The organism is Flavilitoribacter nigricans DSM 23189 = NBRC 102662 (genome assembly GCF_002646595.1).
GTDB lineage: Bacteria > Bacteroidota > Bacteroidia > Chitinophagales > Saprospiraceae > Flavilitoribacter > Flavilitoribacter nigricans.
The window spans coordinates 237917-254913 of record NZ_PDUD01000025.1; the positions used below are offsets into that span (position 1 = coordinate 237917).

Here is a 16997-nt window from a genome sequence, read left to right on the forward strand (position 1 = left end):
TGCCTATCAGTCTGTGAATGGTCATTCCGACCGCAATACCTCTACCGGTTGTTTCAGAGCGGCTTTCCGGGCCTGAATGCTCACCAACAGCATGACCAGAATTAAAGCGCCCGTACCGGACAGGAGGACTACCCAGAATTGCGGCACGATGCGAAAGGCAAATCCTTCCAGCCATTTGGCGGCCAGGAGCATCGATAAGGGAAGCGCGATCACGGTAGCCACGGCCATGAGCAGGGTAAATTCCCGGTTGAATGTCCAGAGGATGCTACCGGCCGAAGCTCCGAGTACTTTCCGGATACCGATCTCTTTTTGCCGGCCGTAGGCGATATAGGAAACGATGCCCGCCAGACCCATAAGCGCCAGAATAATCGCTACCAGACTCAGACTGCCCATCAGAATGCCGGATCGCCGTTCGTCGGTGTAAAGTTGCTCCAGGCGATCTTCCAGGAAATTAAAATCAAAGGGGCGCACGCTTTCTACCGTTTCGTAGGCGGCAGCAATTTTGCTGATGGTGGCGGACCATTGATCGGTTTCGGCCCGCACCAGCATTTCGTAGGCCCAGCCGGGCTCAGCTGAGACCGTTAGCAGGTGGGACTGGTTCGGATATTTCAGACTGAAATATTTAAAATCATCAATGATCCCGTCGATAACGTGCGGTACCCCGAAACCAAACTCTTCATTTTCCCATTCGGGTTCGGTGATCAGGGTTTCACCGACGAGTTCCTCCGGACTAACGCCTTTGATCCGGGCCAGCTTTTCCGCTGCCGTACGGTTGATCACGAAAACCCGTTCCTTTCCTGCTTCCAGGGCCTGGCAGGCTTCGCAGCGGATACCCAGCGTTTTCAGAGATCCGTAATCCATGTATTGGTCCGTACCGTCGGACAGAGTGACCTCCGTATCCTGCATTTTATAGGTCAGTTGATTGTACATCTCCGAACCGGGTACGCCATTGGCCCCGACCGAACGGATTTCCGGCAGGCGTTCTAGGGCGGTTTTCAGTTTCGTATATTTTTCAGCGCCATCGATATTGAAGTAAATAATCCCCTCTCGCTGATAGCCCAGATCTTTGGTACGCACGTATTCCATCTGCTGGTAGATGTACCAGGTAATACTCAGCAATCCTACCACCATCATAAACTGGCCGGTGAGCAGCACATTGCGGAAATTGAAAAATCGACCGGCGACGGGTTTACCGGCCGGTTTGCCGAACAGGCGCAGCGAAGGCCGGCGTCCGTAGGCCAGGGCGGGATAAAGCCCGCTGAAGAGCCCGGTGATTAGCAACAGGCCCAGCATGGCCAAAAGGGTAAGCGGTTGATACGATAGACCGGTACTCAGCTCCAGCGCCATCAATTCATTGAAATGCGGAAGCAGCGTGTAAATGATCATCCAGCAAAACGGCAGGCACAACAGCGCCAACAATACGGCTTCCGTCAAAAGCTGGAACGAGATGTCCCGGGGCCGGGCGCCCAGCACTTTTCGCATACCCATTTCTTTTTGCCGATCGGCGTACATGGCCACGGAAAGATTGGTGTAATTCGTCCAGATGATCAGCAGGATCACCAGCGCAACCAGCGCAAAGGTGGTCAGGTAAGCGGGCCGGGCTACAGGTTTCAATTCGTACAGCGTGCCTTCGGTAAAGTGAATGTCCGGTAGAGCCACCGCCGTAATGCCTTTGGAAAGTTCATCCTCGGTATAGCCCGGATAGATTTTGTCAACATCCGCATTCAACTGCCCGATCATCCGTGCGGGATCGACTCCCGGATTTAGCTTCAGGTAGGTGTAGGCGCCCCAACTGGGAATGGATTTCTGGTGGATGATAAAATCAAAATCGTAGTGGCGATTACCCGGCACATCGGCAACCACTCCGGCCAGGGCGAAGACCTCATCTTCGATCGTCAGCGCTTTACCGATCAGAGCCTGATCGGACCAGTTTCCCCCAAACCACCTTTCCGCCAGCGATTCAGTAAGTATGATCTTGTTGAACCCGTAGAAAGCTTCTTCCGGCGTACCCATTATAAATTCCTGCGGGAAGATCTCCTGAAAAGATGCGCCACTGTTGGTAAACAGCGCATTTTCGGCTACAAACCGGCGATTGTCAAACGCTACGTAGAACTGACCTCCACCACCGATGGCCGATTGGGACGGTACAAAATGAGCAGCCGCCTCTACGGCATCCTGCCCGCGCAGGTAATCCAGTAAGCGCAGCTGGACCTCCGGAGCGGAGTCATTGTAATCGGCAAAATACATGGAGGAATAGGTCTGGGCCCGGTAGTTATTCATCAGGCGGTAGATCCGATCGGCTGCGGGCGTGTCCCGGTCGTAAGTCAGCTCATGGTGCAGGTACAAACCGATTAGCATGACGGCAGACACACCGATGGTCAGCCCCAGTAAATTGATGCCGGTAAAACTTTTGCGGTGTAAAATGTTGCGGATGGCGATCTTGAAGTAGTTGTTGTACATCGGTAAGAATTGTTTCGCCCTGGAATATTTCTCAAAGGCGTAGGGTTTGAAAAAACGAAAGACATCCGCAATGAACAGTCGGTTGGCGGTGGTGCGTCCGTGTTTGTGGTATCGGTAGAGAAATGCTTCGTGGAGATCACCCTGGATCTCCTCCAGCAATTCTTCGGAACAAAACCAGATCAGGAAACGATCGGCCCATTTGGGTGGAGTGGGGTGGGGCTTCATCGCAGGTCAGGAATTAAGTTCCACAACTTCTGCCGCGAAGCTTTAATCTCGGCAATGACCGCTTTTCCGGCGGCAGTAGCCTGGAAGATGCGTTTGCGCCGCCCGCCGCGCTCGGCGGTGGCACCTCCCATAAAACTTTCGATCAGTCCCTTTTTTTCCAGTCGGGACATCACCGCGTGAATAGCGCTGATGGAAATGCTTTTCCCCATATGTTCTTCGTAAGCCTGACTGACGGAAAAACCGTAGGCTTCCTCATCCATCATCATGATCAGTAATAAAACCGTCTCTTCCAGGTATCCTAATCCCTGCATTTGTTCAATACTTGTAGAATAAATGAGCAAAAAAATAAGCACTGATTTTATCAATACTTGTAGAACTTATTGCAAACCTAGGGGATGTTTAGCGAAATGTCAATAGGGAGTGTACATTTTACCGGATTTAATTTCTGACTCATACCGCCTTACAAAGGTTTTTCCATGTCCCTTATGCTGTAAGCGGAATGCAAATGCCAGATATGGATCGTCCTGGAAATGACAACGGATCAATCCGGGCATCAGGATTTACCTACCAGTTCAATCCGCCTGTCCCGGATCCGCGGAGCCACCTCCTCGCCCACGTGCAGGCCCGGATAGGAATTGGTACCCAGAGCGGCCGGGGAAGGACCGACCCATTCACTGCTCCGCCCTTCAATGCGGATGAGCTGCAGATCCGGTTCGATTATCAGGGTAGCAAACAGGCTATCCCGGTACGGGCAGGTGTGCGATATCCAGGGGTGATCCCGGTGGATGGCTTCGGAATAGCTTTGGTGTTGAAAATCTCCACCCACCCACTGGTAAGAAGCCGAATTGAGATGCAGATAGGTGATTCCCTGAATACGCAGCAGATCATCTACGTGGGAATGGCCGTTGATGGCCAGCAGGATCTTACTGGCATATTTTCCCAGCAGGTCCTGAAGTTCCGCGGCATTATCCACTGCAATGGTTCCGGCCAGCGGCTGGTGGGAGATGATGATGACCGGCTGGGTCGCATTGTCCAGCTCGTCGGCTAACCAATTCCGCTGTTCTTCCCCAATGTAAGAAACGTAGCCGCCCCGATGGGTGGGCGATCCGGTATCATTACCGTCCAGAACGATCAGCTTGATGCCGGCAATGGTTCGGGTGTAGTACCGGCCGGGCATATTCCAGACCTCCAGGCATTGCTCTTTGGTGTGGCCGGCATCGGTATCGTGATTACCGATCACGTGGAGCGTTTCGGCATGCGCACCGTTAAAGAGATCGATTACCGCCTGGTTCTTTTCATTCGGATAGGCAAAATCTCCCAACTGGATCAGGGCGTCGGGACGCTGGATCTCCATTTCCCGGACGAAGGCTTGCATACGTTCCAGCCCGTCGTGCATGATATCCTGGTGCAGGTCGGCGATCAATCCCAGTTTGACGGGTTGCGCTAAACTGCGTACGGCCGCCCGAACCGAGCCCGGCAGGATAAAAGCGAAAGCTCCGGCGGTAGCGGTCCGGATGAATGTACGGCGGGAAAGGGGATGATTGGTTTTCATAAGAGTTGTGTTGGTATGGTGGTATAAATCAGCGGTTTGCCTGAAAAACTGATTCGGGTATTTTTCCCACCCAGGATTTGGGCAATTGCTGCAACCCGAAAAGGCGGGCGATCACCACGGCCGTATTGGTATTATTATTCGGTTCGGTAAAACCCTGTGCTTTTTGGATGCCCGGGCCGCTGACGGCCCAGGGAACGTTCATCTCCACCGGTGACATACCGCCGTGTCCTTTACCCTGACCGCCGTGATCCGTGATCAGGAAAAAGTGAGTGTCCCGGTAAAGGTCTTCGGCTTTCAGCTGATCGATCAGTCGGCCGATGGCCAGGTCGGCGGCTTCGATGGCCTCGATGTACTGGGGAGACATCCATTCGTGTTGGTGCCCGGCGTGGTCGACATGAACGCTGTACAGGAAGATCAAAGTTGGTTGATCCCGGTTGGCCACCGCAAAATGAAAGGCTTTTTCGTAATTCTGCTCGTAGCCGTCGTCCTCTTCAAAACTTACTTCATCCAGATATTTTTGGTTGATCGGATGGATCAGGTTCCCCCAATTGTAATAATAGGCCGTTTTGGCTGCGGGTAGTTGCTCCTTTAGCAATTTGAAAATAGAAGGAGCGTATCCCTGCGCATCTTGTTCTATGGGAGGCAGAGCGTGCTCCGCGAGCGTCCAGTTATTGCCATCTACCCCGTGTTGTTCGGGGCCGCTGCCGGTCAGGTGACTGGTCCAGTTGGGCAGGGTCACCGAGGGCATCACTGTGCGGGTGGTAAAAGAAATACTGCCGTCGGCCAGAAGGCGATCAAGATGGGGATGATCGGCCGTTTGGTAACCCGGAACGCTTAGCCCATCCAGGCCGAGGATGATCACCCTTTTGGCAGGAGTAATGGGCGCGGCGTTCGCACCTTCGGTCCGGGTGGAGCGGCAGGCCGGTACCGTTATCAGGGCCAACCCGAAGAGCAGACTAAGTAACCGGAACGTATTCCGTTGATTGACAATTTCCAAGTACATAAAAGTTGGTTTTTCGTGAAGCACCCGGCTAGATCTGCTGCAATTCCGAATCTTTAAATTTTACTTGGTCTTTCATCTCCAGCAGGCTGTCGATGATGAGATCCGGATTTGCGGTGGCGAGTTGATCTTTGGTCTGGGCTCCGGTCGTAATGCCGATATTGAGTCCGCAGCCGGCGGCTTTGCCTTCTTCGATATCAATGATGGAATCACCCACCTTGGCGACCTTTTCGGCCTCATCAATTCCCAGCCTTTCCATGGCCAATACGATCATATCCGGTGCGGGCCGACTGTTGGAAACATCACTCGCCGTAACCAGCAGATCAAAATCCCGGCCTTCTTCCCAGTTCAGTTTTTGCACCAGGGAAGTTGCCGTAGCGCGGTTGTAACCGGTATTCAGCACCACCTTAACGCCTCGCTTCTGTAGGTAGCCGAACAGTTCCTGCGCACCCGCGTAGGCTACTACATTCAGTTTTTCGTAGGCTACTTTCAGGTGATCCAGAAAATACTGGAAGGCCACTTTTGCGTCCGCTTCCAGTTGCCCGGGATCATCGTAGACCGGGGAGAGGATGTCCTTTACCGCCTGGAATTTCTCTTTGCCTCCGCCGACGAGTAAAACGGTATCCAGTGAAAAATCGTGGCCGAGGCTGTTGACCGCGTCCCGCAGCGTTTTGTAAACTACATTATCCTCGTTTACGGTGGTGCCGGCCATATCAAAAACAACCAGACTGATCTTCTCTTTTTGCATAGTTATATTGGATTGCTAATTATTGATGTTCTGGAAAAATACCAACCCGGTAGTGCCCGGACTCATTGGCGACAGCAAAGGCCCCATCGAGCTCGGACAGGGGGAAATCCGTTCCTACCAGTCCTTCAAAAGGATACTTCCGGTGGTGGGCGGCCAGAAAACGAATGGCCTCGGCCAGGTCCGCCGGAATATAGTTGTGCAGCCCTTTGATGGTCAGAATATTGCGGACGACCTTTTCGGCATTGATGGCCAAGTCGCGTTGGGCGTACACCGCCCCGACCCACACGTTGATGCCGCCGATATTCAGTAGTTCCATCCCCTTTTCCATAGCCGCGGGCACACCGCTCGTCTCGATCACTACGTCAATACCGCCAATTTCGGCAATTTTTTCTTTTAAAGCAGCAGCGTCCAGAGCGGCATCCAGGGGCATATCTGCTCCGAACCGGAGCGCGCGCTCCGCACGATCCGGATTGATATCCAGTACCAATACCCGTTCCGCACCGGCTTCTTTCGACATGGCGCAGGCGGATAGCCCAAGCATACCGGCTCCGATAATGAGTACGTTCTTGCGGTTCAGATCCCCGGCCAGGCGCAGGGCTCCGGCAATGGTGGCGTGCGTACAGTTCAGCGGAGCCGCCTCTTTCCGGTTCAGACCGGCGGGAAGTTTAAAGATATCCGTACCGGCCCGGAGGTGGCAGTGAGTAGCGAAACCACCGCTGAGCGAGCCGTCCTTATCCAGTGTTTCGTGGCCGTATTTAAAAAGATCCGGCGATTTTTGGGGAATGCCTTTTTGCGCCATACAGCCTGCGTGATCGTGGGCGTAGACCGACCAGGTAACTGCATCACCGATCCGGAGGGTCGCTCCCTGGTAATCGGAAACGCCACCCGGCCCGATCGCTACAATCGTGCCAATGATCTCATGGCCCAGAATGCTGGGCGTATGGGCACCCCGGCGGCCGTAGAAGGTGTGCAGGTCACTGGTACAAATGGTGGTGTAATCGATCCGGACCGTTACTTCTCCGGGCTGTAATTCCGGTAACCCGACCCGTTGTTGGGCAAAGGGTTGTCTGACTTCGTCAAACACCATGGCTAGTGCTTCTCGATGTTCCATGAAAGCGGTAAATTAATAGCGGGCATTTTTCACCCCTTAAAAATAAGGAATTCCCCAAAAGTGATCCCAAAGATAGGTTTTCTTTAAAGGAAAAATTATTTCTTGTTAAGAAAATAATTTAATATTGATTTAACCTGAAAAATTGCCTTTCGAAGCGTGCGGAATTTACTTTTGTAAACCTGCTGATTCAAAACTCATCCTGTGGAAGCAACCATTGAACGCCCTGCTTTTTCGAAAAGATCAACTGTCTGGCTGATGCTGGCGGCTTTCCTTTGCTATACGGGAATGTACGCCGTGCGAAAGTCCTTTCTGGCCGGACAATATACCGGTGTGGAATTCGAGGGGATGCACTTCAAGACCATCCTGGTGATCAGCCAGGTGATCGGTTACATGCTTTCCAAATTCATTGGGATCAAGGTGATCTCGGAGTTGGATAACCGCCGACGCAGCTGGTACCTGATCGGGATGGTTGGCTTCGGGCTGCTGATGTTGCTGGCTTTTGCCGTGCTGCCGCCGAATCTCAAACCGATCGCTCTCTTTCTCAACGGCCTGCCGCTGGGCATGGTGTTCGGCATTGTTTTCTCATACCTGGAAGGTCGGAGAAATACCGAGTTGCTGGCTGCAGCCCTGAGTGCGACCTTTGTCTTTTCTACCGGTTTCGTCAAAACCATCGGGGTATGGCTGCTGCAGGATTACGGGATAGGGGAATTCATGATGCCCTTTCTGACGGGGCTGCTGTTCTTCCCCATTTTTATTCTGGCCGTCTGGATGCTCAATCGGGCCAAACCTCCGGGCGCACAGGATGTGGATCACCGCAGTGAACGCGTGCCCATGGACGGCCGCCAGCGGGCGGCATTTTTGCGTCAGCACGGTCTGGGGTTTGCCGGTCTGGTGCTGGTGTATATTTTGCTTACCGTCATTCGGGATTTCAGGGATAACTTCATCGTCGAGTTCTGGGCGGAACTGGGATACGCCCAACAGCCCGAACTGATCACGCTAACCGAAATACCCGTTGCGGTAATCGTCCTCATCATTGCGGCGGCGGGCGTGCTCATCCAGAGCAACCGGCGTGCCTTCAACAGTGGCATGTACCTGATCATGCTCTGTTCGGTCCTGATCCTGCTGGTTACCGTTTTGTTCAGCAACCAGCTGATCTCTCCCGTCATCTGGATGATCGGTACGGGCATTGGCGTATACCTGCCGTATATCCTTTTTCACTGTCTGATCTTCGAAAGGCTGATCGCGCTGCTGCGCTTCCGGGGGAATGTCGGTTTTTTGTTCTATCTGGCAGATGCCCTGGGATACAGTGGAAGTGTAGCGGTGATGCTGATCAAGGAGCTGGGTGGTTTTGAAACCACTTGGGTGCATTTTTTCATCGATCTGAATATCTACGCGGCCTTTGGAATTCTGGGAATAGCCGTACTCGCACTCTACCTGATCTCCCGCAAGCGGGTACCGGAAACGGAGGTAGTGACGATGCCCCAATCCCTGTAATGTACTGACGTAAAATTGGTTTGGGATTTTCCCAAATCACTTCGCGTCAGGTATATCTGAGGGTTAGGCACTAAAGCGTGATAAAATAAACCACCAGGAGCATCGCTTCGGTCTTACCCGCATTTTGGGGGACGTGGGGCAGATTGCCGTCAAAGAACAAAGAGTCTCCCGTTTCCATCTCAAAAACTTCCTGGCCCAATTCATACCGGACTTGTCCCTGGAGGATGTAGATGTATTCGAAGCCGGCGGTGGAGACTTTATTGCGCTGGGCGTTGGGAGTCAGCTTGAGTAGGGATACTTCTACCGACGATTTTTCCACGGTGTGGCTGAGCGCAAATTCGTAGTGAAACCCCACGGATTCTTCCTCTTTGCTTACGGGCTGATAGTCCGCTCTTTTCCGGAAGATATACCCGGAAAAAGTCTCATCGGTAGACAGGTCACTAAAAAAGCTGTTGAGATCGGCCTGCAGCGTATTCAGGATCTGGATCAGGGTCGGCAACGTGGGAAACACCCGTCCGTTCTCGATCTTCGACAGCATGGCAATACTGATGCCCGAACGGTCCGCCAGTTCGCCGAGTTTCAGGCCGTTATTTTTGCGGATGTTCCTAATTTTTAATCCGATCTGGATCGTCAAATATTCGGAATTACTCATGGTTCTTTGACTAAGCCGGTAAATGTATCAAAGTTTTCTCAATGAGAAAAATGATGAGGGCCAAGTCCTGACAGCTTACGGCCTGTCCGGAAAAAATGGGAGATTTTAACCCAAAAATAGGCGGTGAAATAGCATCGTAGAGCTGGTTTTCCCGTGATTGCAGAAAAACGGTATCCGTTTTTTTCTTCACAGGAAAACCAGCGCTATGTTAAATGCACAAAACCAGCGCTTGTGCATTATAAGCCAGTGATGGACTCTGGGACTTTTGGGTAGCTCATTGCTCTCCGGAAAATCATTCCCAACTATCCATCCGAAAACTCGATGCCGGCAGTTGCGCATTATTGAATAAAGTACCTTCCGAACAGCTTTCAAAAGCGTAGCGTACGGCTACCGGATTGGGTACTTCATCGGACCAGACCGTAATGCTGTCATCCCGGTTGATGCGTACCTGGGCCTCTTTGAATACCCGGTCGCTACCGGCGATCCGGAAGCCACTCAGTTCCCGGCCGAAGCTCGAAAGCCCATTCTCGGTTTGGTCAAAATATACTTTGATCTTCTTATCCTCCGTTACCTCCATGGACCGGTAAACCGGGCCGCTGTAGGCAATGCCGTTTATGCCGTAAGTCTTGGCCAGTGCGATGTAGGCCAGGCGATTGCCGACCGTCTGTTTATCCGCCGGATGGATGTTCCGGCAATCGCCGATATCCATGGTAACCGCCATACCGGAATTTGGAAGCGAGTCTACCGTTGCGGCCTGGGCCTCCCGTTGCAGGGCTGTGGGGTGCCCGTCCTGATAACCATAGGGCGCGATCTGTACAAAGTAAAAGGGGAAATCTCCCTGCCCCCATTTTTCCCGCCAGGAAGTGACCATATCGGTGATGAGTTGGGCGTAAGTCCGGTAGCGACCGATATTGGCTTCGCCCTGGTACCAGATGGCACCGCGAATGGTGTAGCCGATCAGCGGGTGGATCATGCCGTTGTACAATACCGACGGCGCCTGAAACACCACCCGATCGGGCATCTCCGTAGGGATCTTGATCTCCGGATCGTAGGTAAGCAGGGTTTCCCGGTCGGTCCAGGCTTCCGCCGACGAACCACCCCAGGAACTGTGTACCAGACCGATGGGTACGCCGAGTGCCTCCTGGAGCTTTTTGGCAAAAAAGTAGGCGGTTGCGCTGAAGTCGCCCACCTTGGCCGGGCTGGAAACCAACCAGCGGCCTTTGATGCTGTCCTTTGGTTCCAGTTGGGCGTTGTGCGGGAAATGGAACAGACGGATCTCATCCGCGATGGATTGCAGCCGCGCTTCGTTGCTACCCAGCACCGGCTGATTACGGTAGCCTTTCACCGGCATCTCCATATTGGACTGACCGGAACAGAGCCAGACTTCCCCGATCAGTACATCGGACAGTTCAAGGTTGCTACTTCCCTGGATCTCGATGGTGTAAGGTCCACCAGCTTCCGGGGTGGACAGTTGGAGGCGCCAGTTGCCCTGCGGATCGGTCTCGGCCGTGGCGCCGGCGCCCCAGGTGGCCATGATCCGGATCGATTGTCCGGGCAGATCGGTACCCCAGATATTTATTTCGGTATTGCGTTGCAGGACCATGTGGTTGGCAAAGATCCCGGCGAGCTGCGTTTCGGCCGCTAGCTGGAAACAGAGGCATACACAGAAGATACTGAGTGCCAGGCCGGTCTTTAATTGTCGGAGCTTGCTTGTCATGATATAGTTGGTTTTATATTCGTTTGTCTAAATAAAGCTGCGTCATTCCGCCGTTGCGGCCAGTGGATAGTGGTCGTCGGTCTGTTCCATCCACTGCCGGAGCATCTCCCGGTGTTGTTCGATCTCTTTTTCGTAAGCCGGATCTCCGATCAGGCTTTGGGTTTCACCGGGGTCTTTTTCCAGGTCAAAAAACTGTTCGTTGCGAGCGCCGGTGGTAAAGGTGGTGTACTTGAACCGGTCGGTACGCACCATTCTGCCCTTGCGGTCGGGATCGGGTTTGTAATCCGCCAGTTCCACAATGATGTAATCCCGCCAGTCTGCTTCGGAGCGTTCCAGAATGGGCCGGAGGCTTTTACCCGTAAAGGGAACCTCCACCGGGATGCCGGCGTAATCGCAGAGGGTAGGGGCAATGTCTATCTGGGATACCAGATGCCGTTCGTCCACTTTTTGCGCCGGGATGGTCCCGGGCAGCGAAACCAGCATGGGTACCATGGATGCCTCCCGGTACAGGCTCAGCTTGGCGCTCCATTTGTGCGCCGCCGCTCCGTCCCCGTGGTCGGAAGTAAAGACGATAATGGTGTTGTCATCCAGCCCGTTCGCTTCCAGTGCGTCCAGCACCTGACCGATCTCAGCGTCCACCATTTCGGTGAGGCGCAGATAGGCATTGAGATAACCTCTCCATTCCAGCGGACCAAATTCCTGATTGGCCAGTTTGGTCTCCAGGCCGTATTCGTCGTGCTGATGGCGTTTGGTGGTAATGAATTCCGGTTCGCCTTCCTCGATGGCATGGTTCGGGGGGAGGGGAGGCAATTCGGCAAAAGCCTCGGGATGCGTGCCGACTACATCGGGCAGACGATATTCAAATCCGTAGTGACGGATCTCCAGCAGAGAATCTTCTTTACTGACCCAGCCGTCCTTACGGGCATAAAAACAGATGTCGTGGGGATTGTGGTAGCTCACCGCCAGGAAAAAGGGTTGATCCGCATCCTGCTCTCCCAGGTAATCGACCACCGCGCGGGTTAGGGGCGGATCCGTCTCGGCGCCCAGCATCCAGGGCTCGTCGTCGGGATTTTTGAAAGGCAGCAGATCGAAACCGCGGATGAATTTATGCCGGGCTTTGGTCCGTTGCGGATAGCTCTCCGGCAGGTGCCATTTGCCGCCCCAGGTGGTCCGGTAACCGGCCTGCCGGAACAGCTCGCCGACATTCTGGATCTCCGCGCGGATGGAATCGCCGTTCCATTCTACCCCGGTTTCGTGCGGCATGCGCCCGGTAACGATGCTGGACCGGGCCGGACCGCAGACCGGAGAAGTGCAATACGCATTCCTAAACATGACGCCCCGGCGGGCCAGGCGATCCATATTGGGCGTATGCAGGTAGGGATTTCCCGTGGCGCTCATCATGTCGATGTGTTGCTGATCCGTAAAAATGAGCAACACATTGGGAGATGCCGGAGCGCTATCGGACGCTGTATCCGACGAAGAACAGGCAGAGAAAAGAGCCGATGAAACTGCCAAAAAGAGGAGTAATGCACGGGAAGAAAAAGCCTTGTTATTAAGAAGCATTCCTTAAAGTTTATACTTTTGGAACGCTAAATATAACCAACTGAACGTCAAAAAGAAATACCGGAATTGACAAATGGCTTGTACTTTTTGTTCAGCAGTAGCGCACGCTGATCGATTTTCCGGTCCAGCCTGAAAAGCAAGAGAAACGCCTAAATCGCTAATCCAAAAGCATGAAAAAAGCACAACTTGAATTAAAAACCGACGCCATTCTTGGAGAAGGTTCAATCTGGAACGCAGAGACCCAAGAATTGTACTGGATCGATATTGAAGGCAAAAAACTCCATATCTACGATCCGGCCACCCGGAAAAATCGCACCCTGGATCTGCCCACGCGGATAGGAACGGTGGTACCTGCGGGAAAAGACCGGGCGCTGATCGGTCTGGAAGATGGCGTCTATGCGATCGATACCCGTACCGGAGAGATCAGCCGGTTTGCTGCCATTGAAGCGGACCGGCCGGGCAACCGACTGAACGACGGCAAATGCGATCCCGCCGGCCGACTCTGGATCGGTACCATGAGTTTGGAAGAGGAAGAAGGAGCAGGAACCCTCTACCGGGTAGATCCGGACGGAGCGGTGAGCCCCCAGATCCGGAACGTAACTATCTCGAACGGCATCGTCTGGACTTCCGATCACCGGACGATGTACTATATTGATACGCCCACCGGGCAGGTGCGGGCTTATGATTTTGATCTCGCTTCCGGCAGCATCAGCAACGAGCGGGTGGCTGTGGAAATTGATGAATCCGAAGGTTTCCCGGATGGCATGACCATCGATGCGGAAGATATGATCTGGGTGGCTTTGTGGAAGGGCAGTGCGGTAGCCCGCTTCGACCCCCGGAGCGGAAAACTGCTGGAAAAGATAGAGGTGCCGGCGCTAAAGGTCCCTTCCTGTGCCTTTGGCGGTCCGGAACTGGATACGCTCTACATCACCACCGCCAGCATTGATATGTCGCCGGAGCAACAGACACAGTTCCCGGATGCGGGATCGCTGTTTAGCGTGAAACCGGGCGTGAAAGGAGTGGGAAGTCCGTTTTTTGGGTAACCCTTTAAAATATGACCAGAGAAGAGCAATCGACATTGAAAAAAATTTCCATTCGAGGCAGATTTGCCTACGGTTTGTGGTGTCTGGAAGAGTTGGCAGCCAGCAGAGGGAACTCCGATCCAGCTCTGACGACTTTGATCAATAAGCTTTGGAAAGTCACAGAATCGGAAACACTCGGGTGGTGGGAAGATCTGCTGGTGGAGCACAATCCCAAAGTAATGATTCCGGATTATATAGCTTTTAAAGAAGGGCGGGTGTCGTTGCGGGCAATCGACCTGAGTACGATTGACACTGCTACTGATTTTGCCGCGAGAGCCGCCTTCCTGCAAAGTTTGGAAGAACCGATCCCTGAATTGCTGGATAAACTGGCCCAGATCGCTAACCAAAACCTTTTTGCCGGTACCGAAATTTACAGTGAACTAACCTATCAATCTACCACTCAGCTTATCGAAATTCTGGACGCCGAGAAGGATTATGATCGACCAGGATTGGAAATTGTAGCTTTCTCGAAATTTAGTGGGAATGATGGTTGGGGAATCCCGTTTCCCAGAGCAAAAATTGTGGCGGAGCAGAACGTTAAGTGATTTATTGGCTGATCGGTAAAGCCTATTCTTCAAAAAGGTCCCGATAGAGTTCCTCCAGTTTCCCTATCGTCTGTACGCGGATCTTATAGCGATCCAAGTCCAGTCCCTTGGTATTGTATTTAGAAATGTAGATCTTTTTAAAACCCAGTCGGTCGGCTTCCTGGATGCGTTGTTCCACCCGGTTGACGGCCCGGATCTCTCCCGAGAGCCCGACCTCTCCGGCAAAACAGATATTGGTCGGAATGGCGATATCTTCGAGGGAGGAGATGAGGGCGCTGACAATGGCCAGGTCGATGGCGGGGTCGTCCACTTTGATCCCTCCGGCAATGTTGAGGAAAACGTCGTGCTGCCCGTAGGGAAAACCGCCGCGCTTCTCCAATACCGCCAGCAACATACTGAGCCGGCGTAGGTCAAAACCCGTTGCCGAACGTTGCGGTGTACCGTAAACGGCCCGGCTGACCAGGGCCTGCACTTCGATCAGCATGGATCGCATGCCTTCCATAGTCGCGGCGATCGCACTTCCGCTCAGATCATCATCTTTCTGCGAAAGTAATAGTTCCGAGGGGTTGGAGACTTCCCGCAGTCCGGTGGCCTGCATTTCGTAAATACCCATCTCGTCGGTCGACCCGAAACGGTTTTTCAGGGTCCGCAGGATCCGGTAGGTGTAATGCTGATCCCCTTCAAACTGCAGGACGGCATCGACAATGTGCTCCAACAATTTGGGCCCGGCAATCGAACCCTCTTTGGTAATGTGACCGATGATGATCACCGGAATGTTCATTTCCTTGGCAAAGCGTTGGAGTTCGCCGGCGCACTCCCGCACCTGGCTCACACTGCCCGGCATGGACTCGATATGGGGAGAAGATAAGGTCTGGATGGAATCGGTAATGATGAGTTGGGGCCCAAGTTGCTGCGCGTGGTTGAGGATCTTGGTCGTATTGGTTTCCGTGAGGATAAAACAGTTGGAGGGGTCCCCGCCGATCCGGTCGGCACGCATCTTGATCTGGTCTTCGCTTTCCTCACCGGATACATACAGGATACGGGCGTCGGTGTACAGGGCCAGTTGCAACAGCAGCGTAGACTTCCCGATCCCCGGCTGCCCACCAATCAGGATCAGTGAACCGGGAACGATGCCGCCCCCCAGCACACGGTTGAATTCGCCGTCCGGGGTAACGAGACGCTGGATACTGCCGGCTTTGATCTCCGGCAACGCGACCGGTTTCGGCCCCGTCTGGCTGACGTTGGCACCCTGCCATGGTCGGCGCTTTTCCTCCTGCGTCACTTCCTTGCTGACGACCTCTTCCACGTAGGTATTCCATTCTCCGCAGGCGTGGCACTTACCTACCCATTTGGGTGAGGTGGTTCCACAGTTATTGCAAATAAAAACACTTTTAATTTTAGCCATGCACAAATATAAACTAAAAGTTTTAACTGGTGGAGTCCCGTAGATCCGCATCCTCTCAGATCTGCAAAATTTTAAAAATTTTGTAGATCTACTACTACTACTACTTTAGCTCACCACCCCCCGCATCAAAAACGCACAGATCAACGCCCCGTAAGTCCCCAGCGCATAGCCCAGGACTGCCATCAGTGCCCCCACCGGCGCCAGGGCCGGACTAAAAGCCGAAGCAACGACCGGCGCCGAAGCAGCACCCCCCACATTCGCCTGACTGCCCACCGCCACGAAAAAGAACGGAGCGCGGATCAATTTGGCTACCAGTAGCAGAATGCTCACGTGGATCAACATCCAAACTAAACCGATGGCGAAGAGTTCCAGATTATCGAAAACCTCGGCGAGGTTCATTTTCATACCGATGGTAGCGACCAGGATGTAGATGAATACACTGCCCCATTTGGAAGCGCCGACACCCTCCATATTACGGGCTTTGGTGAAGGACAGGGCCAGACCGATAGTAGTGGCAATAACGATCAGCCAGAAAAAGCCACTGGCGAGAGAATCCAGTCCCCAGGCCTGCAGGGTTTCGTAGCGATCGCTCATAAAGGGAGCGATCAGATCCGAGCCCCAGTGGGATACGGCAACTCCACCGAAAGCGATGGCGAGCATCACAAAAAGATCGGTAGTGGTCGGTATGCGGGCTACTTCCGCCTGGTAGGCCTCCACTTTTTCGCGCAGGGCTTCTACGGCCGAGTTGTCCGCTTTGAGCCATTTATCTACTCTTTTGGAAATATTGGCACCATACAATAGGAAACCCATCCATATATTTGCGACCACCACATCCACGACGATCATGGAGGCAAAGAGATTATCGTCCACTTCAAATATTTCCTTCATGGCCGTCTGGTTGGCTCCGCCGCCGATCCAGCTCCCGGCAATCGTCGAAAGGCCGCGCCAGAGCTCGTTGGCGCTGATATCGAACAGATCCGGAAAAAGGCTGGTTGTGATCAGCAGGGCCACGGGGCCGCCCAGTACAATACCGAGAGTGGCGGCAAAGAACATGATCAGGGCCTTGGGGCCGAGATTGAGTACCCCCTTGAAATCGATACTGATACAAAGGAGGATCAAACTGGCCGGCAACAGATACCGGGAAGCGACAAAATACAATTGCGATTCTTCGCCGGAGATCAGTCCCAGCGGCCAGGCCAGCAGGGCGGGTAGGAAGTAACACAGCAGTATGGGCGGAACGTAAGTGTAGAACTTTTTCCAGAAAGGCGTTTCGCTGCTGGCGGTATAAAATACAAAGGCCAGGACGATCAGTAAAAGCCCCAGCACAATGGCATCATTCGTAAAAATTGGTTCCATATGGATCGGTTATTAGTGAGCGTTGTCGTTAACGGAGGGTCAGCAGTTGTACGCTCCGTAGCGGAATATTATCTGTAGGATACGGTT

Annotated in this window: 14 protein-coding genes; 3 read left to right on the forward strand and 11 right to left on the reverse strand. The window is 53.3% G+C overall.

From position 1 onward, the window contains the following. Nucleotides 1-21: 21 nt before the first annotated feature. The 6 genes from CRP01_RS21450 to CRP01_RS21475 all read right to left on the reverse strand — a co-directional run bounded on the left by CRP01_RS21450 (nt 22) and on the right by CRP01_RS21475 (nt 7096). Nucleotides 22-2685, reverse strand: coding sequence for an FtsX-like permease family protein (locus tag CRP01_RS21450; RefSeq protein ID WP_099152154.1), 2664 nt, complete (start codon nt 2683-2685; stop codon nt 22-24). Further along, nucleotides 2682-2996 carry a PadR family transcriptional regulator gene (locus CRP01_RS21455; protein WP_099152217.1) on the reverse strand — a complete coding sequence of 105 codons (315 nt, stop codon included), beginning with the start codon at nt 2994-2996 and terminating at the stop codon, nt 2682-2684. The genes CRP01_RS21450 and CRP01_RS21455 overlap by 4 nt, the downstream gene beginning before the upstream one ends. 242 nt (nt 2997-3238) lie before the next feature. After that, entirely contained in the window at nt 3239-4237 is a 999-nt protein-coding gene (locus CRP01_RS21460; RefSeq protein WP_099152155.1) for a metallophosphoesterase family protein, read from the reverse strand. A gap of 28 nt (nt 4238-4265) precedes the next feature. After that, a complete protein-coding gene (locus CRP01_RS21465; RefSeq protein WP_099152156.1) occupies nt 4266-5240 on the reverse strand; it encodes an alkaline phosphatase family protein in 975 nt (324 codons plus the stop codon). A gap of 28 nt (nt 5241-5268) precedes the next feature. Further along, entirely contained in the window at nt 5269-5985 is a 717-nt protein-coding gene (locus CRP01_RS21470; RefSeq protein WP_099152157.1) for a phosphonatase-like hydrolase, read from the reverse strand. 19 nt (nt 5986-6004) lie between these two features. Next, nucleotides 6005-7096 carry a zinc-binding dehydrogenase gene (locus CRP01_RS21475; protein ID WP_099152158.1) on the reverse strand — a complete coding sequence of 364 codons (1092 nt, stop codon included), beginning with the start codon at nt 7094-7096 and terminating at the stop codon, nt 6005-6007. A 201-nt stretch (nt 7097-7297) separates the two neighbouring features. Here CRP01_RS21475 and CRP01_RS21480 point away from each other — a divergent pair, with 201 nt between their 5' ends. Then, on the forward strand, nt 7298-8590 hold the full coding sequence (locus CRP01_RS21480) for a DUF5690 family protein (protein WP_222845787.1): 1293 nt from the start codon (nt 7298-7300) through the stop codon (nt 8588-8590). Nucleotides 8591-8660: 70 nt separating this feature from the next. Here CRP01_RS21480 and CRP01_RS21485 read toward each other — a convergent pair whose 3' ends face one another. From CRP01_RS21485 to CRP01_RS21500, 3 genes are all read right to left on the reverse strand, one after another. Further along, entirely contained in the window at nt 8661-9242 is a 582-nt protein-coding gene (locus CRP01_RS21485) for a helix-turn-helix domain-containing protein (RefSeq protein ID WP_099152160.1), read from the reverse strand. Between the two features lie 292 nt (nt 9243-9534). Then, a complete protein-coding gene (locus CRP01_RS21495; protein WP_099152162.1) occupies nt 9535-10959 on the reverse strand; it encodes a sialate O-acetylesterase in 1425 nt (474 codons plus the stop codon). Nucleotides 10960-11001: 42 nt separating this feature from the next. After that, nucleotides 11002-12522, reverse strand: coding sequence for a sulfatase family protein (locus CRP01_RS21500; RefSeq protein ID WP_099152163.1), 1521 nt, complete (start codon nt 12520-12522; stop codon nt 11002-11004). Nucleotides 12523-12692: 170 nt separating this feature from the next. Between CRP01_RS21500 and CRP01_RS21505 the strand changes: the two genes are divergently transcribed. Further along, nucleotides 12693-13565, forward strand: coding sequence for an SMP-30/gluconolactonase/LRE family protein (locus tag CRP01_RS21505; protein ID WP_099152164.1), 873 nt, complete (start codon nt 12693-12695; stop codon nt 13563-13565). 11 nt (nt 13566-13576) lie between these two features. Further along, on the forward strand, nt 13577-14149 hold the full coding sequence (locus tag CRP01_RS21510; RefSeq protein ID WP_099152165.1) for a hypothetical protein: 573 nt from the start codon (nt 13577-13579) through the stop codon (nt 14147-14149). Between the two features lie 22 nt (nt 14150-14171). Here CRP01_RS21510 and radA read toward each other — a convergent pair whose 3' ends face one another. Together radA and CRP01_RS21520 are read right to left on the reverse strand one after the other, a co-directional pair. After that, the gene (gene radA / locus CRP01_RS21515) at nt 14172-15554 is read right to left on the reverse strand and encodes a DNA repair protein RadA (protein WP_099152166.1); all 1383 of its coding nucleotides are present in this window, start codon (nt 15552-15554) and stop codon (nt 14172-14174) included. Nucleotides 15555-15659: 105 nt separating this feature from the next. Then, nucleotides 15660-16910 carry a DUF819 family protein gene (locus CRP01_RS21520; protein ID WP_099152167.1) on the reverse strand — a complete coding sequence of 417 codons (1251 nt, stop codon included), beginning with the start codon at nt 16908-16910 and terminating at the stop codon, nt 15660-15662. Between the last annotated feature and the right edge of the window lie 87 nt (nt 16911-16997).